Annotated in this window: 16 protein-coding genes; 9 read left to right on the plus strand and 7 right to left on the minus strand. The window is 73.0% G+C overall.

Features of this window, described 5'->3' with window-relative positions:
* Positions 1 to 21: 21 nt before the first annotated feature.
* From ACFV6D_RS22825 to ACFV6D_RS22835, 3 genes are all read left to right on the plus strand, one after another.
* Positions 22 to 603 carry a cysteine dioxygenase gene (locus ACFV6D_RS22825; RefSeq protein WP_380342271.1) on the plus strand — a complete coding sequence of 194 codons (582 nt, stop codon included), beginning with the start codon at positions 22 to 24 and terminating at the stop codon, positions 601 to 603.
* A gap of 13 nt (positions 604 to 616) precedes the next feature.
* Entirely contained in the window at positions 617 to 1,708 is a 1,092-nt protein-coding gene (locus ACFV6D_RS22830) for a YeiH family protein (protein ID WP_380560971.1), read from the plus strand.
* 85 nt (positions 1,709 to 1,793) lie between these two features.
* A complete protein-coding gene (locus ACFV6D_RS22835; RefSeq protein ID WP_063350114.1) occupies positions 1,794 to 2,501 on the plus strand; it encodes a hypothetical protein in 708 nt (235 codons plus the stop codon).
* Positions 2,502 to 2,634: 133 nt separating this feature from the next.
* On the opposite strand, the gene ACFV6D_RS22840 is transcribed toward ACFV6D_RS22835, so the two are convergent.
* The 3 genes from ACFV6D_RS22840 to ACFV6D_RS22850 form a co-directional block, all read right to left on the minus strand.
* Positions 2,635 to 4,377, minus strand: a complete 1,743-nt coding sequence (locus ACFV6D_RS22840; protein ID WP_380560962.1) for a hypothetical protein — start codon at positions 4,375 to 4,377, stop codon at positions 2,635 to 2,637.
* A 129-nt stretch (positions 4,378 to 4,506) separates the two neighbouring features.
* Positions 4,507 to 5,424, minus strand: a complete 918-nt coding sequence (locus ACFV6D_RS22845; RefSeq protein ID WP_380560963.1) for a TetR/AcrR family transcriptional regulator — start codon at positions 5,422 to 5,424, stop codon at positions 4,507 to 4,509.
* 33 nt (positions 5,425 to 5,457) lie between these two features.
* A complete protein-coding gene (locus ACFV6D_RS22850) occupies positions 5,458 to 5,967 on the minus strand; it encodes an NUDIX hydrolase (protein WP_063350117.1) in 510 nt (169 codons plus the stop codon).
* A 145-nt stretch (positions 5,968 to 6,112) separates the two neighbouring features.
* Here ACFV6D_RS22850 and ACFV6D_RS22855 point away from each other — a divergent pair, with 145 nt between their 5' ends.
* Entirely contained in the window at positions 6,113 to 7,336 is a 1,224-nt protein-coding gene (locus tag ACFV6D_RS22855; protein WP_380560964.1) for a serine hydrolase domain-containing protein, read from the plus strand.
* Between the two features lie 22 nt (positions 7,337 to 7,358).
* Here the strand turns inward: ACFV6D_RS22855 and ACFV6D_RS22860 are convergent, their stop codons facing one another.
* The 3 genes from ACFV6D_RS22860 to ACFV6D_RS22870 form a co-directional block, all read right to left on the minus strand.
* Entirely contained in the window at positions 7,359 to 7,682 is a 324-nt protein-coding gene (locus ACFV6D_RS22860) for a nuclear transport factor 2 family protein (protein WP_363377241.1), read from the minus strand.
* Between the two features lie 283 nt (positions 7,683 to 7,965).
* Positions 7,966 to 9,489: an aldehyde dehydrogenase family protein gene (locus tag ACFV6D_RS22865; RefSeq protein ID WP_063350120.1), complete on the minus strand. Its 1,524-nt coding sequence runs from the start codon at positions 9,487 to 9,489 to the stop codon at positions 7,966 to 7,968.
* Between the two features lie 267 nt (positions 9,490 to 9,756).
* Complete coding sequence (locus tag ACFV6D_RS22870; RefSeq protein ID WP_063350121.1) at positions 9,757 to 10,704, minus strand: hypothetical protein; 948 nt, start codon at positions 10,702 to 10,704, stop codon at positions 9,757 to 9,759.
* Between the two features lie 323 nt (positions 10,705 to 11,027).
* Here ACFV6D_RS22870 and ACFV6D_RS22875 point away from each other — a divergent pair, with 323 nt between their 5' ends.
* Together ACFV6D_RS22875 and ACFV6D_RS22880 are read left to right on the plus strand one after the other, a co-directional pair.
* Positions 11,028 to 14,039, plus strand: a complete 3,012-nt coding sequence (locus ACFV6D_RS22875; RefSeq protein ID WP_380560965.1) for an ATP-binding protein — start codon at positions 11,028 to 11,030, stop codon at positions 14,037 to 14,039.
* A 231-nt stretch (positions 14,040 to 14,270) separates the two neighbouring features.
* Positions 14,271 to 15,335, plus strand: a complete 1,065-nt coding sequence (locus tag ACFV6D_RS22880; protein WP_380428248.1) for an aldose epimerase family protein — start codon at positions 14,271 to 14,273, stop codon at positions 15,333 to 15,335.
* Here ACFV6D_RS22880 and ACFV6D_RS22885 read toward each other — a convergent pair.
* The gene (locus ACFV6D_RS22885) at positions 15,328 to 15,939 is read right to left on the minus strand and encodes a GNAT family N-acetyltransferase (protein ID WP_380560966.1); all 612 of its coding nucleotides are present in this window, start codon (positions 15,937 to 15,939) and stop codon (positions 15,328 to 15,330) included. The two genes, ACFV6D_RS22880 and ACFV6D_RS22885, sit on opposite strands and share 8 nt — an antisense overlap.
* Positions 15,940 to 16,248: 309 nt before the next feature.
* Between ACFV6D_RS22885 and ACFV6D_RS22890 the strand changes: the two genes are divergently transcribed.
* The 3 genes from ACFV6D_RS22890 (at position 16,249) to ACFV6D_RS22900 (ending at position 19,600) form a co-directional block, all read left to right on the plus strand.
* A complete protein-coding gene (locus ACFV6D_RS22890) occupies positions 16,249 to 17,526 on the plus strand; it encodes an extracellular solute-binding protein (protein ID WP_380373758.1) in 1,278 nt (425 codons plus the stop codon).
* A gap of 126 nt (positions 17,527 to 17,652) precedes the next feature.
* Positions 17,653 to 18,654: a carbohydrate ABC transporter permease gene (locus ACFV6D_RS22895; RefSeq protein ID WP_063350124.1), complete on the plus strand. Its 1,002-nt coding sequence runs from the start codon at positions 17,653 to 17,655 to the stop codon at positions 18,652 to 18,654.
* A 40-nt stretch (positions 18,655 to 18,694) separates the two neighbouring features.
* Positions 18,695 to 19,600, plus strand: a complete 906-nt coding sequence (locus tag ACFV6D_RS22900; RefSeq protein ID WP_063350125.1) for a sugar ABC transporter permease — start codon at positions 18,695 to 18,697, stop codon at positions 19,598 to 19,600.
* Positions 19,601 to 19,616 lie beyond the last annotated feature (16 nt).

The raw sequence follows: 19,616 nt of genomic DNA on the forward strand, positions 1-19,616 counted from the left end.
GGTGCAGCCGAACCTGCTGGCATGACACCCCCAGCCACGGTCGGCAGCGACCGGCTCACCGAGCGGATGACCGCCCTGATCGGCGAGATCCGTGCCGTCGTGGACCGCGGACTGCCCCCGGAACTCACCGCCTACCTGGTCGGCGAACGCCTCGCCCCGCACCTGCACGCCGACCCCGACGGGCCCGACGCGCTGCTCACCCCCGCCCAGCGCGAGGGCGACCCGAAGCGCTACCGCCAGCACGTCCTGCACGCCGAGGAGGACGGCGGCTTCTCCGTCGTCGCCCTGGTCTGGCTGCCCGGCCAGCAGACCCCGATCCACGACCACGTCTCGTGGTGCGTGGCCGGCGTCCACCAGGGCCAGGAGAGCGAGACCCGCTACCGGCTGGTCTCCGACGGCCGCACCGCCCACCTCGTCGAGACCGAGCACGTCGCCGGCCCGGCCGGCACCGTCGCGGCCTTCGCCCCGCCCGGTGACATCCACCTGGTGCGCAACGCCTGCAACAGCACCGCCATCTCCATCCACGTGTACGGCGCGGACGTCTCGCGGCTCGGCACCAGCATCCGGCGCGTCTACCGGCTGCCCGCCGACCAGCAGCAGTGAGGGCGGCGTGGCACTGACCCTCCGGGAGCGCGCCACGCGCACCCGCTCACTGCCCCCGCTCGGCGGGGACGCCCCCGGCCTGCTGCTCGCGGCGGCCGGGGTGGCCGCCGCGATCGCCGTCCACGCGGCCGTGCCCGCCGTGCCCAAGCTCACCGCCGCCGTCGTGCTCGGCATGGCGGCGGCCCACCTGCCCGGGCTGCGCCCGGTGGTGCGCGGGGTGGCCCGGCCAGGGCTGTCCATGGCCGGCAAGCGGCTGATGCGGCTCGGGATCGTCCTGCTCGGGCTCAAGCTCAGCCTGGACGACGTGCTCGGCCTCGGCTGGGCCACCGTCGCCATGGTGCTCGCGGTGGTCGCGGCCACCTTCACCGGCACGCTCTGGCTCGGCCGACGGCTCGGCCTGCCGGGCGACCAGCCGCTGCTGGTCGCCACCGGGTACTCCATCTGCGGCGCCTCGGCGATCGGCGCGGTCAGCCAGGCGGCCGGCAGCGAGGAGGAGGACGTCGCCGCCTCGGTGGCCCTGGTCACCCTGTGCGGGACGCTGGCCATCGCCGTGCTGCCGCTGCTCCAGCAGCCGTTCGGGCTGGGCGACGTGGAGTTCGGGCGGTGGGTCGGCGCGAGCGTGCACGACGTCGGGCAGGTGGTCGCCACCGCGCAGACCGGCGGGGCGGGCGCGCTGCGGGAGGCCGTCCTGGTCAAGCTGATGCGGGTGGTGCTGCTGGCGCCGCTGGTCGCCGGGATGGCCATCGCGGTGCGGCGCCGGGCGCGACGGGGCGGGGCGGCCGTCGTCGGGGCGGACCAGGAGTCGGGGGAAGACCCTGCGAAGAACCCGGTCAAGACCGGCAGCCGCCCGCCGATCGTCCCGCTGTTCGTGGCGGGGTTCCTCGCGATGATCGTGCTGCGGACCGCCGGGGTGCTTCCGGAGCGGGCGCTCACCCTCGCCGGGGACGCCCAGGAACTGCTGCTGGCCGCCGCGCTGTTCGGTCTCGGCAGCGCCGTGCACCTGCCGACCATGGTCCGCACCGGCGGGCGGCTCGCCCTGCTCGGGCTCGGCTCCTGGGTGGTCGTCGCGGGCGTCTCCTACGCCGGGGTGCTGGTCACGACGTGACGGGCGCAGGGGCGGACTCGGCTATTGTCGGGCGGGTACTCGTCCGCCGGGACGCTCCTGCACCCGAGTCCGCTGAGGAAGCCGCATGTCCACCGCACTGCCCGAACGGGACGCTCACGAGGCCGTCGTCACGCTCGACCGGCGGGACGGCCCGTTCGGCGAGGTGGTACTGCGCCGGCGCGGTCGGCACTTCGAGATCATCGCCAACGGCTGCTTCCTGATGGACACCGCCGACGGCCGTTCCGAACGCCTGCTGATCCAGGCGGCGTTGGACGAACTGGACCGCACCGGCGCCCCCGCAGAGCCCTCGGTGCTGATCGGAGGCCTCGGCGTCGGCTTCTCGCTGGCGTACGCGGCGGCCGAGCCGCGCTGGGGGCGGATCGCCATCGTCGAGCGCGAGACCGCCATCATCGACTGGCACCGGAACGGGCCGCTCGGCGCCTTCTCCGGCGGCGCGCTGGAGGACCAGCGGGTCCAGGTCCTCCACACCGACCTGCTGGAGTACCTGGCGGCGGCCGACGGCGAGCGCTACGACGCGCTGTGCCTCGACATCGACAACGGCCCGGACTGGACCGTCACCGACTCCAACGCCGGGCTGTACGGCGCCGACGGGCTCGCGGTGCTCTGGCACCGGCTGCAGCCGGGCGGGGTGCTGGCGGTGTGGAGCGCCCAGCCCTCCGCTGACTTCGAGGAGGCGCTGCGGGCGGTGGGCTTCTCCGACGTCGTCACGCACGAGATCCCGGTCAGCCGCGGCGTGCCGGACGTGGTCCACCTGGCCCGGCGCGCGGGCTGACGGCGCAGGGCCTCGCCAACCCTCCTGTCGCGTCCGGGCGTTGTCCGTGGCAGCGGCCAACTGCCGGCTCTCGGCGTCGCGTTGTCGCGGCCCCCTGGGGTTGGATCCGGTCGGAGGGGGCCGTTGCCGGGGCTCAGCCGAACGGCCTGGTCTCCGGGCCCGAAGCCTCCGCCGCGTCGGTCTCCGTCGCTTCGTCCGGGGTGGACGGGAGGCTTTCCGGGGCGAAGGGGTTGAAGTCCGGCGGGGGAACCATGACGGGCGTGCCCTTGCGCGGGGCGTCCTGCGCGGGAACGGCCTGCGCGGGAACGGCCGGCGGCGCGGAGGGCGGCGGCGGGACGGCCGGGCCCTGCGCCGCGAGCGTGGTGCCGAACGGGTCCGACTGGTCGGCCGTCACCGTGCCGAACGGGTCGGTGGTCGGGGCGGCCGCTGCCGGGGACGTGTCCGGGGTGGGCGGGAGGCTTTCCGGGGCGAAGGGGTTGAAGTCCGGCGGGGGCACCATGACCGGCGTGCCCTTCCGCCTGGCTGGCGCCGCCTGCGGCTCGGCGTCGGCCGGGGAGGCCTCCGCGACGGGCGCGAACGGGTTGAAGTCCTCGGGCGGGAGCTGCACCGGCGTGCCGCGCAGGTCCGCCGGCACCTCCTCCGCCTCTTCCGGCTCCTTCTCGACGGGAACGGGAGCGGGAGCGGCAGCAGGTGTGGCGGGCACGGGCGCGGCGCCGGCCACCTCCCCGTCCCAGCCGAACTGAACGCTCTTCAGCAGCTCCGCGAACGCCCGCGTGTACAGGTCCCAGTCCTCCGGCTGCGCCGTGGACAGCTGGACGCAGAGCACGGTGCCGCCGTCCGGCAGCGGGACGAAGGCCTCGACCGCCGAGGTGACCACCCAGCGCCGCTGCCCGTCGGCGGACAGCGGCCCCGGCACCGGGACGGTCCGTCCCTCGACCAGGACGGCGGCCGGCCCGGCCGGCAGCAGGACCGTCCACACCTCGGCGTGCCGCCGGACGGTGGCGAGTTCGGTGGCGAGCGCGGTGATCGGCAGCGGGTGCCGGGCGAGCGAGACGACGAGGGCGGCGTCGGAGGCCCGGCCGTCCACGTCCAGCGCGCAGACGCCCGCGTAGACCGTGCCGGCGTCGTGGACCAGGTCGGCGAGGGTGGCGGCGATGACCGCGAAGTCGCGGCGCCGATCCGGACCGTCACCGCTGAACAGCTCCTCGGCGACCTCGGCCAGATGCCCGGTCAGTTCCTCGGCGGCCGCGGCGGTGGCCGGGGCGACGTCGCCCGCCCCGCCCGCCGGCGCGGGCACCGTACGGGAGCAGACCCCGGCCGGACCGCCGGGGGAGGTCAGCGGGTGGAAGCCGGGCGGGACCACCAGCCGGACCTCGGCACCCGCGCCGGTGGCCAGTTCGACCGGCTGGCGGGTCTGCTGCCCGGCGGCCAGCGCGGCCAGTGCCGGGGCGAACGGCGGGCGCAGCTTGGGGTCGGCGAACTCGCCGGTGACCGGCAGGTGGAACAGCGCGGCCGAGGTGGTGCCCCGGTCGGCGATCGCGCCGCGCACCGCCCCGCCGCCGTAGCGGGTGTGGAGGGCGGTGGTCACCCGGTCGGCGACCCGGGCGCCGCTACCGGGGCGGGCCGTGCCGGCGGTGAGCACCGTGCCGAGCCGGTCCACGGCCGCGTGCACCGGGCCGTTCGGGGCCAGCGGGAGGCCGAACAGCGCCTCGGCGGCGGGGTGTTCGGCCGGGCGCAGGGTGCTGAGCGAGGCCGCCGGATGGCGGGAGGTGCGCTCGTCGAAGAGGGCGTCGGTGAGCGTGCCGAGGGTCGCGCAGACCTGCTCCGCCGCTGCGAAGGGATTGGCCTCCGCGCTGAACTGGACGTCCTGGGTCAACTGTTGAGCCCCCCGCTCTGCTGCGTCTGCGGTCCGCTGGTTCGGGTGGGTCCGCGCGCGCCGTGGCGGCGTGCCGTCGGATCCGTGCTCATTCCTATCAGAGCCCGCTGTCGGGACCGAACCGGCGGATCACCCGATGGGAGCCGCGGCCGTTTCGCCCGTGGCCTGCGGGGACGTTTCGCCGGACGGTGCGGTGGCGAGCGCGGTGACCGCCTCGGCGATCCCGGGGACGGCGAACAGCCCGGCGAGCTCCCGCACCAGGCGCCCGGTCGGGCCGTCAGGACGCTCGTCCGCGAAGAACGAGGCGAGTTCGGCGGCGAGCGCCGGCTCCCGGGCGGCGGTGAGGGTGAGGGTGGCGACGAACTCCTGCACCAGGTGCAGCTGCAGGTCCTCCAACGGCACCGAGCGTTCGGCCAGCCACTCCAGCGAGGTGATCTCGGCGTTGGCGATCCAGGCCCGGACGGTCAGCCGCAGCCCGGGGCTCGGCGCGGGGATCGCCAGGTGGGAGAGGATCTGGTCGTGGGCGGCCCGCCGCACCTCGTCGATCACCGCCGAGGTGCCCGCGCTGGCCGCCACCGAGCCGCCGCGCAGCAGCGCCGCGAAGCCGGGCCCGTGGCTCTGCACGAAGTCCAGGTAGCGGCCCATCACCCGGTACAGCCGCTCGGACAGCGGCCCGTCGGCGGGCTCCTCGAAGCGCGCCGAGAGCTCCCGCCCGGCCCGCCGCAGCGACTCCTCGTACAGCGCCTGCTTGCCGGGGAAGTAGTGGTACACCAGCGGCCGGGAGGCCCCCGCGGCGGCGGCGATGTCGTCGATCGACACCTCTTCGGGCGGGCGCCGGCTGAACAGCTCCAGCGCGACGGCGATCAGCTGTTCGCGCCGCTCGTCCACGCTGAGCCTGCGGCGCGGCCGCTCACCGGCAGCCGCCCGGCCTGGCGTCCGGCCCGCCGCCCGGTCCGGGGCCTGCTCCGGGGCCTGCTCCGGGGCCTGCTCCGGGGCGGGGGTCCGTGCAGCGCGGGCGGCCGTCGGCGACGGCGTACGGGAGGCCATGCGCGCCACCCTATCCGCCGTCCGGGGCGGGGCCTATGCGGCGTGGAGGTCCAGGTAGCGGCGGTAGGCCTCGCGGCCGTCGGGGACGAAGTGGTCGCGGGCGAGGCGGTCGGCGAGCTCGGCGGGGGTGAGCCAGGCGTGCCAGGCGACCTCGGACTCCTGCGGCTGGACCGGGCCGTCCCACTCGGCCTCGTACATGTCGCTCCACCAGGAGAGCCGGTCCTGCCGGAAGAGGAACTTGAAGAGCGGGCGCGGGGTGATCCCGTGCACGCCGAGCTCCTCCTCGGCCTCGCGGACGGCGGCCTCGGCGTACGTCTCGCCGGAGCCGACGACGCCGCCGACGAACATGTCGTACGCGCCGGGGGCGAACAGCTTGGTGTCGGTGCGGCGGTGGACGAAGATCCGCCCGGCCGGGTCGCGGACCAGGATGAAGACGCACCGGTGGGTGAGCCCCTGCCGGTACACCTCCCCGCGCAGCGCCGTCCCGATCACCCGGTCGTGCTCGTCGACGACGTCCAGCAGTTCTTCGGCAGGGTTGGTCATGACGGACAGGTTAGGGTTTCGGGGCCCGCTTCGAACGCTTTTCGAGTGCGATCCGAGCTCGATTCGCATGTGATCCGCATGTGATTCGTGCACGATTGGACGCGGGCGGGAACGCAGGAACCGGACAGGCTGAGGGTGGCGCGCGGTGGTGGAGATCTGGGGCGAGACGGCCGAGGGGTTCGAGCCCGTACGGGAGGCCTTCGCGCGGAACTTCCACGAGTACGGCGAACTGGGCGCGGCCTTCGCGCTGTACGTGCGCGGTCGCAAGGCGGTCGACCTGTGGGGCGGTGACGCCCGGCCCGAGGTCGGCGGGCGGCCCGCGCCGGCGGTGCCCTGGACGGCGGACACCGCCCAGGTGCTGCGCTCAGTCACCAAGGGCCTGACCGCGACCACCGCGCTGCTGCTGGCCGAGCGCGGCCTGCTCGACCTGGACGCCCCGGTGGCCTCCTACTGGCCCGAGTTCGCGCAGGCCGGCAAGGGCGGGGTGCCGGTGCGCTGGCTGTTGTCGCACCAGGCCGGGGTGCCCGCGCTGGACGTGCCGCTGCGGCTGGAGGACGTGCTCACCTGGGAGCGCGCGGTGGCCGCGGTGGCCGCGCAGGCGCCCGCCTGGGAGCCGGGCACCGCGCACGGCTACCACCCGTACACCTTCGGCTGGCTGGTCGGCGAGGTGGTGCGGCGGGTGAGCGGGCGCATGATCGGCCAGTACTTCGCCGAGGAGATCGCCCGGCCGCTCGGGCTGGACCTGTGGATCGGGCTGCCGGCCGGGGCCGCGCCGAGGGTCGGCCGGCTGGTCGACCTGCCCGCCCCGGAGGCGGCCCGGACCGGGCCGAGCGGGCTGCGGCTGCGGCCCAAGCAGTCCGTCCGGGACGCCTACCAGGACCCGGCCTCGCTGACCGCGCGGTCCTTCGCCTCGGTGCGCCCCGGGGTGGACCTCAACGACCCGGCGGTGCAGGCCGCCGAGATCCCCGGCGCGGGAGGCATCGGCACCGCCCGCTCGCTGGCCCGGTTCTACGCGGCGCTGATCGGCGCCGCCGACCGCCCGGACGGCTCCGGCGCGCTGCTGCCGCCGCTGCTCGGGCCCGGGGTGCTGACCCGCGCGGTCGGGCCCGAGGTGAGCGGACCGGACCGGGTGCTGATCGTCAACTCCACTTTCGGCCTGGGCTTTTGGCGGCACGGCCCGACCGCGCCGATGGCCTCCCCGGCGAGCTTCGGCCACCCCGGCCGGGGCGGCTCGCTGGGCTTCGCCGACCCGGAGCTCGGGCTGGGCTTCGGCTACGTCACCAACGGCATGCAGCCGGGCGTCACCGGCGACATCCGCTCGCGCAACCTGATCCGTGCGGTGCGGGGGTGCCTGGGGCTGTCCGGGTAGCGGCGGGCGCGGTCCCGAGCCGTCAGGCCTGGCCGGTCTCGAAGCGGGTGATCTTCGGGCCGGTGAGGGTGAAGCGCCAGGCGGTGCGCATCTCGCCCCAGGTGTCGTTGGTGAAGTTGGCGATCAGCGCGTGGCCGCCGTCCGATTCGGTCTGGACGTCCATCCGGCCGCGGACGGTGAAGATCTCCTTGTCGATCCACTGGGGCAGGTCGCGGTCGGAGCCGTCGTCGGACATGGTCGCGTCCGGGGTGAGGGTGGCCAGGAAGGCGTCGCGGTCGCCCGCGTTGACCGCGGCGACGAAGGCGCGCACGGTGGGGTCGGAGAGCTTGGCGGGGGAGATGGTCATCGGGACTCCCGGGGGGTGAGGGACGGGGAGTCCTGTCTACGGCGTTCGCCGGGTGTGTTCGGGCATGTCGGCGGCGCGTCGAGAAAATCGCGTATTCATGTGCTTAGATCCCGAAATGGGCGTTTTGCCCTACGGAGGGTTGCGCAGCGTGGACGTCCCAACGGGCGTTCGCGGTGCGGCCACGGGGAGTGGCGGCGGAGCGGGAGGCCGGGACCGGCCTCCCGCTCCGTGTTTATGTGGTTCCTGGTTCCGCGTTCCGTGTTCCGTGCGGGCCGCGGCCCGGCTAGAAGAGGCCCACCGCGTCCGGGGAGTAGCTGACCAGCAGGTTCTTGGTCTGCTGGTAGTGCTCCAGCAGCGCCTTGTGGTTCTCCCGGCCGATGCCGGAGTTCTTGTAGCCGCCGAAGGCCGCGTGGGCGGGGTAGGCGTGGAAGCAGTTGGTCCACACCCGGCCGGCCTGGATGGCGCGCCCGGCGCGGTGGGCGGTGTTGAGGTTGCGGGTCCAGACGCCCGCGCCGAGCCCGTACTGGGTGTCGTTGGCGAGGGTGATCGCCTCGGCGAAGTCCTCGAAGCGGGTGACCGAGACGACCGGGCCGAAGATCTCCTCCTGGAAGACCCGCATGCTGTTGACGCCCTCGAACACCGTCGGCGTCACGTAGTACCCGCCGGCCAGGGCGCCGCCGAGGTCGGCCCGCTCGCCGCCGGCCAGCAGCTTGGCGCCCTCGGCCTGGCCGATCTCGAAGTAGGAGAGGATCTTCTTCAGCTGTTCGGCGCTGGCCTGGGCGCCGACCTGGGTCTCGGTGTCCAGCGGGTCGCCCTGGCGCATCGCGCGCACCCGCTCCAGGCCGTCGGCGAGCAGCCGCTCGTAGACCGAGGACTGGATCAGCGCCCGGCTGGGGCAGGTGCACACCTCGCCCTGGTTGAGGGCGAACATCGCGAAGCCCTCGACCGCCTTGTCGTAGAAGGCGTCCGAGGCGTCGGCGACGTCCGCGAAGAACAGGTTGGGGCTCTTGCCGCCGAGTTCCAGCGAGACCGGGATCAGGTTGTCGCTGGCGTAGCGGGCGATCAGCCGGCCGGTGGTGGTCTCGCCGGTGAAGGCGATCTTGCGGATGCGGTTGCTGGAGGCCAGCGGGGCGCCGGCCTCCTCGCCGAAGCCGGTGACGATGTTGACCACGCCGGGCGGCAGCAGGTCGGCGGTCAGCTCGGCCCACAGCAGCACCGAGGCCGGGGTCTGCTCGGCGGGCTTGAGCACCACCGCGTTGCCGGCCGCGAGCGCCGGGGCGAGCTTCCAGATCGCCATCAGGATCGGGAAGTTCCACGGGATGATCTGGCCGACCACGCCCAGCGGCTCGTGGAAGTGGTACGCCACGGTGTCCTCGTCCAGCTGGGACAGGCCGCCCTCCTGGGCGCGCAGCGCGCCCGCGAAGTAGCGCAGGTGGTCGACCGCGAGCGGGAGGTCGGCGGCCAGCGTCTCGCGCACCGGCTTGCCGTTCTCCCAGCTCTCCGCGACGGCCAGCCGCTCCAGGTTCGCCTCCATCCGGTCGGCGATCCGCAGCAGCGCCTGGGCCCGCTCGGCGGGCGGGGTGCGGCCCCAGCCGGGGGCGGCGGCGTGGGCCGCGTCCAGCGCGGCCTCGATGTCCTCGGCGGTGCCGCGGGCGACTTCGGTGAACACCTCGCCGGTGACCGGGGTCGGGTCGCCGAAGTACTCGCCGCGCACCGGCGGGGTCCAGCCGCCGCCGATCCAGTGCTCGTACCGGGAGCGGTAGGCGACGATGCTGCCGGGCGTGCCGGGGGGCTGGTAGACCGTCATGCTCTGGTGTCTCCTCGCGACGTCGGGCGCCGCCCGGACCGGGTGGCGGGGCGGCGCGCCGGGCCGCGCCCGGCGCGGGGCGGCCCGGCGGGAGGGTGTGGACACGCAATTCCGGGCGGATGCCCGCCGGGGCGTCCGCCGTCGAGCACGATAGCCGCCCGGCGCGGGCGCGGCTACGGTCCGTGCGCCCGGCCCGTACGGAGGGTTGCGCGTTCCGGCGGTCGCGCGGGGCGCGCACCATGTCTCCGCGCTCCGTCCGGGACGGTGTCAGACCGCGTGGTACCGGCCGGTGCGGGACTCCCAGTGCAGGTAGCCGGCGAGCCAGGTGACCAGCCCGTCCGCGTACCGCTGGGCGATCGTCCGTTCGACCCGGGAGAGCCCCAACTCCCGGTAGACGTCCGGCAGTCGGCCGTGCAGGTCCCGGCACCGCTCGACCATCAGCTGCGCCTCCTCCAGCACCACCGCGCAGGCCTCCTCGGCCGAGCAGCGGCGCTCGCGCTGGACGATCATCACCAGGTTGTTGACGTCGCCGCGCGGGGCCTCCAGCGGGAACGACCGGACGTCGTTGCTGAGCGAGGGGATGTCGGCTGCCAGCTGGCGCAGTTGACGCAGCACCGGGTGGTGCAGGACGGCGGCGGGCACCTCGAACTGGCCGAGGCGTTCGACCATGTCGAAGATGGTCTCCATCGCCGCGGTGCCTCGTCTGAGCACCAGGTAGCCGTCGCGGTCGGGTGGCCGGGTGGAGATGCGGCCGGCGGCCTCGGCGGGGTGACTGGCCAGGTACCACTCCCAGTTGTACGCGGCGCGGGCCTGCCAGCGGGCGGGCATGCCGCGCACGCTGCGGTCCCAGAGGTCGGCGAAGGCGGTCTCGACCGGCGAGTCCTGGTCGGGGCGGGCTCCGTGCAGGACGGCGATCAGCCGCTCGCAGATGGGGGCGACCTCCGTCGGGCGGCGGCCGAGCGGGCCGTCGAACTGGTCGTCGAAGAGGAAGTAGAAGCCCATCAGGTCGGCGGCGAGGGAGAGTTCGTCCGGGCCGGTGTCGGGGTAGCCGAGGGCGGCGAGGTCGACCACGTCCCAGTGGGCGTACCCGGGGTGGTCGACGTCGGGGAGCAGCGGGTGGCGGACCAGCCAGTCACGGTGCAGCGCGGTGGCCTGCGGTCCGTGCGGGCTGCGACGGTGCGGGAACGGAATCTGAAGTGAGGTGTCGTCAGACATCGGACTCCCGGTGCGGCGAAGGGTGGGGGTACTAGTGGTTCGAACGTTGGGTGTGGGGGGAGTTGACGCGGCGAGGCTTCCGGGGAGAGGGTGATAGCGAAAGATCATCTTCGCCTCGCGGGCCGTAGGGTATCTGATGTAATGATCGGACGTTAGGGGTATAGGGCAATTGCCCTTGGCAAGGCGTCCGAACCCTCACCGTCCGCCCCAGCCTGCGCGAATGCCCCACAGCGAGTGCCACGCAGCGCTAACCTCGGCTCCACGGGCAGTGATGCGAGCAGCGACACGGGCTGTGACGCGAGTGGCGAGGCGGAGGCACGACGGTGACCGAGCAGGACAACGAACTTCGGACGGGATCAGGTTCCGGCCGGGACGGCGACAGCACCTCGCCGAGGGTCAGGCTGCGCGACCGCGACGCCGAACTCCGCTCCGTCGAGACGGCCGTCGACAAACTCTGCTGCGAATTCGCGGCCGGCGGCACCGAGATCGGCGAACTGCTCGCCTTCTCCGGCCGCCCCGGCATCGGAAAGACCAGCCTGCTGCACGAGGTCCGACGGGTCGCCAAACTCCGCGACCGCGCCGAGGTGTTGTTCGCCCGCGGCGGCGAGCGCCAGTTCAACGAGCCCTACCACGTGCTGCGCCAGCTCCTCCAGCCCCTCCTCACCAGCCTGCAGCCCGACGAGTTCCGCCAGGTCATGGGCACCTGGGAGGAGGTCGTCGGACCGGCCATGGGCCTCAAGCGGCCCAAGGCCGGCGCCCGCCGCCTCGACCCCCAGGGCGTGCGCGACGGCCTCGACTACGTCCTCACCCAACTCGCGCCGCGCCGGGCCCCGTTGGTCATGATCGTCGACGACCTGCACTGGGGCGACCACGAGTCGCTCTCCTGGCTCACCCAGTTCGCCGTCCGCTCCCGCGAACTGCCCGTCCTGCTCGTCTTCGCCTTCCGCGAGGACGAGAACGACTGGCCGACCGAGATCCAGCAGCACCGCAAGGCCGTCCTCGGCCTCGCCACCAGCAAGCACGAACTCAACCGGCTCTCGCTGGTCTCCGTCACCGACATGATCCGCGCCGAACTCGGCGACAAGGCCGAGGACGCCTTCTGCTACGAGTTCTGGAACGTCGTCAACGGCAACCCCTTCGAAGCCGTCGCCCTGCTCGACCAGGTCCGCGACCAGGACCTCGAACCGGTCGAGGAGAACTCCCAGCAACTGCGCGAACTCGCCGTCGACGCCACCGGAATGACCCTCAAGAGCTGGATCGACCGGCTCGGCTCCGGCACCCTGCGCTTCGCCTGGGCCTGCGCGATGCTCGGCACCGACATCCGGGTCGACCTCGCCACCCGGATCTGTGCCCAGACCACCGAGGGCGCCCGCGACGCCATCAAGCAGCTGCGCAAGCAGCGCGTGCTCACCCAGACCCCCAACGGCAACCTGGAGTTCGTCCACCCGCTGATCGGCAGCTCGATCTACAACACCATGCCGGAGGCCACCCGCACCGGCATGCACGGCGTCGCCGCCGCCGAGATCGAGAACGCCGGACTCGGCCTGCTCGCCGCCTCCCGCCACCTCGTCGAGACCTTCTCCGGCGAGGGCGACGACAAGACCGTCCGCAAACTGCGCCGGGCCGCCGTCGAACACCTGCTGATCGGCGCCCCCGAAGCCGCCCAGCGCTGCCTGCACCGCGCCCTCAACGAACCCCCGGCCGACGACATCCGCGCCGAGGTGCTGTACGAACTGGGCTGCTCCGCCCTGCTCACCGACCCCGTCGCCACCGTCAACCAGCTCAAGCTCGCCCTCGACCCCGACGAGGGGCCGCTGCGCCCCGAACTGCGGGTCGACGCCACCTTCCGGCTCTCCGAGGTGCTCGCACACAGCGGCGAACTGCGCCAGGCCGCAGTGGTCTGCCAGGACGAGGCCGAGCAGACCGCCGACCCGGCCGGCCGACTCCGGCTCCAGGCCGCCTCGTTCATGTGGCACGCCTTCCGCAAGTCCGAGGACGACGGGCCCGGCCGGTCCACCCGGCTCGGCCTCATGTGCGACGGCCTCAGCACCCGCGACGCCGCCGACCGGGCCGTCCTCGCGATGCGCGCCTGGGACCTCACCCTGCGCGGCGCCCCCTCCGCCGAGGCGCTGACCTACGCCGACGCCGTCCTCGACGCCAGCCGCCTGCCCAAGGGACTCGGCTGGACCGACAGCACCTGGGGCTTCGAACTGCCCTCCATGCTTGGCCTCACCTACACCTACAACGACCGCATCGCCCAGGCCGAGCGGCTGTTCGCGGACGCCATCATCCAGTTCGAGGTCGCCGGGTGGAGCGGTGCCCACCGGGGCTTCGCGTACTTCCTGATGGGCCTCGCCCGCTTCCGCCGCGGCCTGCTCGCCGAGGCCGAGGACTTCCTGCGCCGCGCACTGCGACTGTCCGAGCGGATCGGCCCCAAGCTGCCGCTCGCCTGGGACGCCGTCGGCGTCCTGGTGGACACCCTGCTCGCCCGCGGCCGGACCGAGGAGGCCTGGGAACTCGCCGTCGAGTTCGGCTTCCACCCGCCGTACCACACGACCGCGATGGTGCTGCCCGACGCGCCCTCGCTGTACGGCAAGCTGCTGATCGCCAAGAAGCGCTACGCCGGGGCGGCCGCCGCACTCACCGAGGCCGGCGCCCAACTGGAGGCCCGCGGCTGGCACAACACCGTCTGGGCGCCCTGGGCCGGCCACCTCGCCATCGCGATCGCGGCCGACGAGCCCGACCGCGCCCGCGAGTACGCCCAGAAGGCCGTCCAGGACGCCCGCACCTTCGGCACCGCCTCGGCGATCGGCACCGCGCTGCGGCTGAACGCCCAGATCGAGGACGGCCAGCAGGCGGTCGAGCTGCTGGAGCAGGCCGTGATGTACCTCGGCCAGTCGCCGGCCGGGTACGAGCACGCCGTCGCGCTGGTCGACCTCGGCGCCGCGCTGCGCCGGGTCGGGCGGCTGGAGGACGCGCAGGAGTACCTGTACCAGGGCATCGAACTGGCCCAGCACTGCTCGGCCGAGGGGCTGGTCGACCAGGCGCGGCGGGAACTGGCCAACTACGGCCTGCGGCCCAACCGGCTGGGGCTGCGCGACTTCCGGGAGACGCTCAGCCAGCCCGAGTGGGAGGTCGCCAACCTCGCGGTGCAGGGCGTGCCGCCGCAGCGCATCGCCGACGAGCTCGGGGTGCACCTCAGCCTGGTCAACCGCCGACTGGCCGCGGTCTACCGCAAGGCGGGCAGCGGGCCGGACGGCCTGGCCTCCGCCCTCGGGCTGCCGACGCAGCCGCGCGGGGCCGCCCGGCCGGGGGCGGAGCCCGAGGAGGCGTAGCCCGCGGTGGCAGGGGGGCGTGGGCGGCGGGTGCCCGGGCGGCGCGCGGAGGCACGGGAGCGCTCCCGGGGCGGTCGCCGTCGTCAGGGCGTGTCTGACGATTCCCGCCGGGCGCGAATTGTCAGACACGCCCTAGGCTGACGCAGACGTGGGGGCGCCGCGGCGACCCCCTGGACGGACCCGGAACCGGGGCGGTCACGGCACCCCGCGACCGCCAGTGAGGAGCAGGCCATGGCGAGCGAGGCCACCAGCGTGCGGCACGAACCCCTCGACCCCTCGGGCGCGGGCGCCGCGATCGAGCGTTGGACGCTCTCCGCCGGCCCGTACGAGGCGAGCGTGCTCACCCTCGGCGCCACCCTGCACACCCTCACCGGCCCGGACCGCGCCGGGCGCCCCGCCCAACTGCTGCTCTCCACCGACCAGCTGACGCAGATCCTCGGCCCGGCCCGGCACTACGGCACCGTGGTCGGCCGGTACGCCAACCGGATCGACGGTTCCAGGGTCACCATCGACGGCGAGGAGCACCCGCTCGCCCCGACCGGCGGCGGCATCACCATCCACGGCGGGCCGGACGGCTTCGCGCAGCGGATCTGGGAGGCCGAGCGGATCGAGGGCGGGGTGCGGCTGCGGTTGCACAGCCCGGACGGCGACCAGGGCTTCCCCGGCGCGCTGGACATCACCGTCTCCTACACCCTGGACCCGGCCGGCGAGCTGGTGATCGCCTACCGCGCCGTCACCAGCAAGCCGACCGTGGTCAACCTGACCAACCACGCCTACTTCAACCTTGCGGGTGAAGGGAACGGCGACGTCCTCGGCCACCTGCTCACCCTCGACGCCGACGCCTACACCCCGGCCGACGAGCGGCAGATCCCGTACGGGCGGACCGAGCCGGTGGCCGGCACGCCGTTCGACTTCACGGTGGCCACGCCGATCGGCAAGTCGGTGCACGACGACCACCCGCAGCTGGCCGGGCCCGGCGGCTACGACCACAACTGGGTGCTCCGGGCCCGGCCGGCCGACGGCGGCCCGGCCCGGGCGGCGCTGCTGGAGGACCCGGTCAGCGGGCGCACCCTGGAGGTGCTGACCACCGAGCCGGGTGTCCAGGTCTACACGGCCAACAAGTTCCAGGGGGCGGTCACCGGCGCGAGCGGTGTCCCGTACGGGCCGTTCGCCGGGATCGCGCTGGAGACCCAGCACTTCCCGGACTCCCCCAACCACCCGGCGTTCCCGAGCACCGTGCTGCGGCCGGGGGAGGAGTTCCGCTCGACCACCGTGCTGCGGCTGGGCGTCAGCTGAGCGCTCCGGGCACGTCCGGGGTGAGGTTCTGCGTGAGGTCCTGCTGGAGGTCCCGCGCGAGGTCCCGGCGCATGCAGAGCCGGGGCCAGCGGTCGAGACCGTGCTCGGCCTCCTTGCGGCGGATCTCCCGCAGGCCCGGGGTGAGCTCGTGGTCGGCGAGCGGGCGGAAGCCGCAGCGGGCGTAGTAGGGGGCGTTCCAGGGGACGTCGGCGAAGGTGGTGAGGGTGAGTGCGGGGGCGTCGGTGCCGGCCGCGAGGTGTTCGATCAGTGCCCGGCCGATGCCCCGGCGGGCGTGGTCGGGGTGGACCGACACCTGTTCGATGTGCAGGGCGCCGTCCACCGGCTCGGCGAGCAGGTAGCCGGCGATCGGACCGGGACCGGGACCGGGTTGCTGGGGCAGGTCGGTTCCGTGGGGCAGGTCGGTCGCGTCGGGGACGGCGACCAGGGCGATGCCCGTGTCCAGGTAGTGGGCCAGCTCGTGCGGGGCCGGTGGTTCGTCGTCGGCGATCTCCGGCATGCCGATCGCGGCGAAGGGGGCCCCGGCGGCCCGCTCCAGTTCGCACAGCAGCGGCAGTTCGTCCCTCATGGCGGCTCTGATACGCATGCGTTCAGTCTGCTGCAAGCGGTTTTCGGCCAGGGATGGTGGTGCTCTCGGCCATCCGGTACCGGCTCGAAGCGGGCGAACCCGGACATTTGGTCGCACTGTCAACTACCGTGCGGCTACGTCCAGGACACGTGGGCGTAACGATCGCTGTTTCTTGCAGAAACTTGCTGCAAGGACTTTCCGTCGCTATTGCACCGCTGTTAACTTCCTTCCGAGCCCGACGGCAGCAACGGTGCAGTCGGCACGAGGCAGCCATTATGCGCCTGTCTCCGAAGATCTCGGGCACCCCCACCCTCCCAAGGAGTTCTCATGCGGCGTGGCATCGCGGCCTCTGCCCTCGTTGTGGCCCTCGCGGTCTCGATGGCTGCCTGTGGCAGCAGCGGCTCCAGCTCAAACGGCAAGGCCGACGGGCCGGTCACCCTCACCTACTGGGACACCTCGAACGCCACCAACGAGGCGCCGAACTACCAGGAGCTGGTCAAGAAGTTCGAGGCCGCCAACCCGAACGTCAAGGTCGACTTCGTCAACGTCCCGTTCGACCAGGCGCAGAACAAGCTCCAGACCGCCATGGGGGCCAAGGGCGCTCCGGACGTGTTCCGCTCCGAGGTCGGCTGGACCGCCGCCTTCGCCAAGGCCGGCTACCTGGAGCCGCTCGACGGCACCCCGGCCGTCGCCGACACCTCCGCCTTCCAGCCCAGCCTGATCCAGCAGGCCAAGTTCGACGGCAAGCTGTACGGCGTGCCGCTGGTCACCGACACCCTGGGCCTGCTCTACAACAAGGAGCTGTTCGCCAAGGCCGGCATCACCGCCGCCCCCAAGACCTGGGACGAGCTGAAGACCGACGCCGCCGCGCTCAAGGACAAGGCCGGTGTCGACGGCTTCTGGCTGAAGGCCGCGGACGGCTACTACGCGATGCCGTTCCTGTTCGGCGAGGGCACCGACACCGTCGACGCCGCCGGCAAGAAGATCACCGTCACCTCGCCGGAGGCCGTCAAGGCCATCGAGACCTACAAGACGATGTTCACCGCGCCCGGCATGGCCAAGGCCGACGTCACCACCGACGCCTACGCGCACATGATGGACGCCTTCAACAACGGCAAGGTCGCGGCCATCGTTCAGGGCCCGTGGGAGATCACCAACATCTACAAGGGCGCCGCGTTCGCCGACAAGAACAACCTCGGCATCGCGCCCGTCCCGGCGGGCTCCAGCGGCAAGTCCGGTGCGCCCACCGGCGGGCACAACATCTCCGTCTACGCCGGTGCCGACCAGGCCCACAAGGCCGCCGCCGAGAAGTTCGCCGCCTTCATGACCTCGGCGGAGAGCCAGGCCTTCATCGCGCAGAAGAACTCCACCCTGCCGACCCGCTCCGACGCCTTCACCGCCGACGTCAAGGCCGACCCCGGCATCGCCGGCTTCCAGGCCGTCCTCGGCAGCGCCAAGCCGCGCCCCGAACTGCCCGAGTACAGCTCGCTGTTCTCCTCGCTCGGCACCAACCTGGGCAAGGCCGTCCAGGGCACCGGCACCCAGGACGCGCTGAACACCGTCGCCACCGACTACGCCAAGCTGCTGCCGGGCTTCGCCAAGTAGTCGCCGTCGGCCGTCCGGGCCGCCGCCGCTCCAGGCCCTGTCCGGCTGGAGCGGCGGCGGCCACCCGGCGGGCCCGGCGGCCGGACCCGCTCTCCCCGAGACTTCCCCCCGAGAAGGTGTCAATCGATGTCAGTCGCCGTGCAGGGCGCCACCGGCAAGGGCAGCCCGGAGCGCGAGCAGCGTCCGGGCCTGCTGGAACGCGTCAAGCGCTCCTACGCCAAGCACTGGTACGCCTACGCGATGATCGCCCCCGTGGTGCTGGTCCTCGGTGCCCTGGTGCTCTACCCGCTGGTCCAGGGCCTCTGGCTCACCCTGACCGACGCCAACAGCCTCAACGTCGCCCGCAAGATCGGCGTCAACGAGATCCCGGCCAGCTACAACTTCGTCGGCTTCCACAACTACGCCGACATCCTGTGGGGCCCCGGCTCGTACGACCGCTTCTGGTCCCACTTCGTCTGGACCATCGCCTGGACGGCCATCTGCGTCTTCCTGCACTACACCCTCGGCCTGGGCCTCGCCCTGCTGCTCAACAAGAAGCTGCGCGGCCGCGCCGTCTACCGGATGCTGCTCATCCTGCCCTGGGCCGTGCCGACCTTCGTCACCGTCTTCTCCTGGCGACTGATGCTGTCCGACGGCGGTGTCGTCAACAGCATGCTCGGCTTCCTCCACCTGCCCGAACCCGGTTGGCTCACCGACCCGTGGGCGCAGAAGTCCGCCGCGATCCTGGTCAACACCTGGGCCGGCGTGCCGTTCATGATGATCTCGCTGCTCGGCGGCCTGCAGTCGATCCCGGCCGAGCTGTACGAGGCCGCCGAGATGGACGGCGCCACGCCGTGGCAGCGCTTCCGGTACGTCACCCTGCCCGGGCTGCGGGCCGTCTCCTCCACCGTCGTCCTGCTCGGCGTGATCTGGACGTTCAACCAGTTCAACGTCATCTTCCTGCTCTTCGGCACCGGTGCGCCCGACGCCCAGCTGCTGGTCACCTGGGCCTACCGCCTCGGCTTCGGCCAGATCCCCCGGGACTACGCGCAGTCCGCCGCCTACGGCGTGATCCTGCTGTCCATCCTGATCGTCTTCACCGCCTTCTACCGGCGCTGGCTCGCCCGCAACGAGCAGGCCAACGGCTGAGGCCCCGGACCCAGTTGACCCACGAAGGCAGGTACCCCCGATGAGCACCACCACCGAACTCCCCACCCCCGCGGCGGCCGTGGCCCCGGCCGCCCGGCCGGCCAAGGCCCGCCGGCGCGGCGAGAGCAGCCCGCTGGTCAGGGCGCTGTCCCACGGCACCCTGATCGTGGCCGGCCTGATCGCGCTGTTCCCGGTGGCGTGGATCCTCTTCGTCTCGCTCGGCCCGGACAAGACCGACTACCTCCACCCCGGCGCGATCCTCGACAAGCTCACGCTGTCGAACTACCACCACGTGCTGTTCGACACGGACTTCTTCACCTGGTTCGGCAACGCCCTCCTGGTCTCCGGCGTCACCACCGTGTTCGGCGTCCTGGTCGCCGCCACCACCGGCTACGCCGTCTCCCGGATGCGCTTCCCCGGCCACCGGCCGCTGATGTGGTCGCTGCTGGTCACCCAGATGTTCCCGATCGCGGTGCTGATCGTGCCGATGTACACGATGCTCTCCGACCTCGGCCTGCTGGACAGCTACCTGGGCCTGATCCTGGTCTACTCGACCACCACCGTGCCGTACTGCGCCTGGCTGCTGAAGGGCTACTTCGACACCATCCCGGTGGAGATCGACGAGGCCGGCCGGGTCGACGGGCTCAGCCCGTTCGGCACCTTCTGGCGGCTGGTGCTGCCGCTCGCCCGCCCGGGCCTGGCGGTGGCCGCCTTCTACTCCTTCCTCACCTACTGGGCCGAGGTGCCGTTCGCCTCCACCTTCATGCTCAGCTCCGACAAGTACACGCTGGCCGTGGGCCTGCAGACCTTCGTCAGCGAGCACGACGCCCAGTGGAACCTGATGGCCGCGACCGCCGTGCTGATCGCGATCCCGTCGGCAGCCTTCTTCTACCTGGTGCAGCGCCACCTGGTCACCGGTCTGACCGCCGGTGCCTCCAAGTCGTAACGCTCCTCGCTCCTCT

It is taken from the genome of Kitasatospora sp. NPDC059812 (assembly GCF_042732075.1).
GTDB lineage: Bacteria > Actinomycetota > Actinomycetes > Streptomycetales > Streptomycetaceae > Kitasatospora.

Coding starts and splice junctions, on each gene's coding strand:
- ACFV6D_RS22900 (WP_063350125.1), top strand. CDS start 18,695: ATGAGCACCACCACCGAACTCCCCACCCCCGCGGCGGCCGTGGCCCCG.
- ACFV6D_RS22870 (WP_063350121.1), bottom strand. CDS start 10,704: ATGTCTGACGACACCTCACTTCAGATTCCGTTCCCGCACCGTCGCAGC.
- ACFV6D_RS22895 (WP_063350124.1), top strand. CDS start 17,653: ATGTCAGTCGCCGTGCAGGGCGCCACCGGCAAGGGCAGCCCGGAGCGC.
- ACFV6D_RS22850 (WP_063350117.1), bottom strand. CDS start 5,967: ATGACCAACCCTGCCGAAGAACTGCTGGACGTCGTCGACGAGCACGAC.
- ACFV6D_RS22880 (WP_380428248.1), top strand. CDS start 14,271: ATGGCGAGCGAGGCCACCAGCGTGCGGCACGAACCCCTCGACCCCTCG.
- ACFV6D_RS22860 (WP_363377241.1), bottom strand. CDS start 7,682: ATGACCATCTCCCCCGCCAAGCTCTCCGACCCCACCGTGCGCGCCTTC.
- ACFV6D_RS22825 (WP_380342271.1), top strand. CDS start 22: ATGACACCCCCAGCCACGGTCGGCAGCGACCGGCTCACCGAGCGGATG.
- ACFV6D_RS22865 (WP_063350120.1), bottom strand. CDS start 9,489: ATGACGGTCTACCAGCCCCCCGGCACGCCCGGCAGCATCGTCGCCTAC.
- ACFV6D_RS22885 (WP_380560966.1), bottom strand. CDS start 15,939: ATGCGTATCAGAGCCGCCATGAGGGACGAACTGCCGCTGCTGTGCGAA.
- ACFV6D_RS22845 (WP_380560963.1), bottom strand. CDS start 5,424: ATGGCCTCCCGTACGCCGTCGCCGACGGCCGCCCGCGCTGCACGGACC.
- ACFV6D_RS22890 (WP_380373758.1), top strand. CDS start 16,249: ATGCGGCGTGGCATCGCGGCCTCTGCCCTCGTTGTGGCCCTCGCGGTC.
- ACFV6D_RS22835 (WP_063350114.1), top strand. CDS start 1,794: ATGTCCACCGCACTGCCCGAACGGGACGCTCACGAGGCCGTCGTCACG.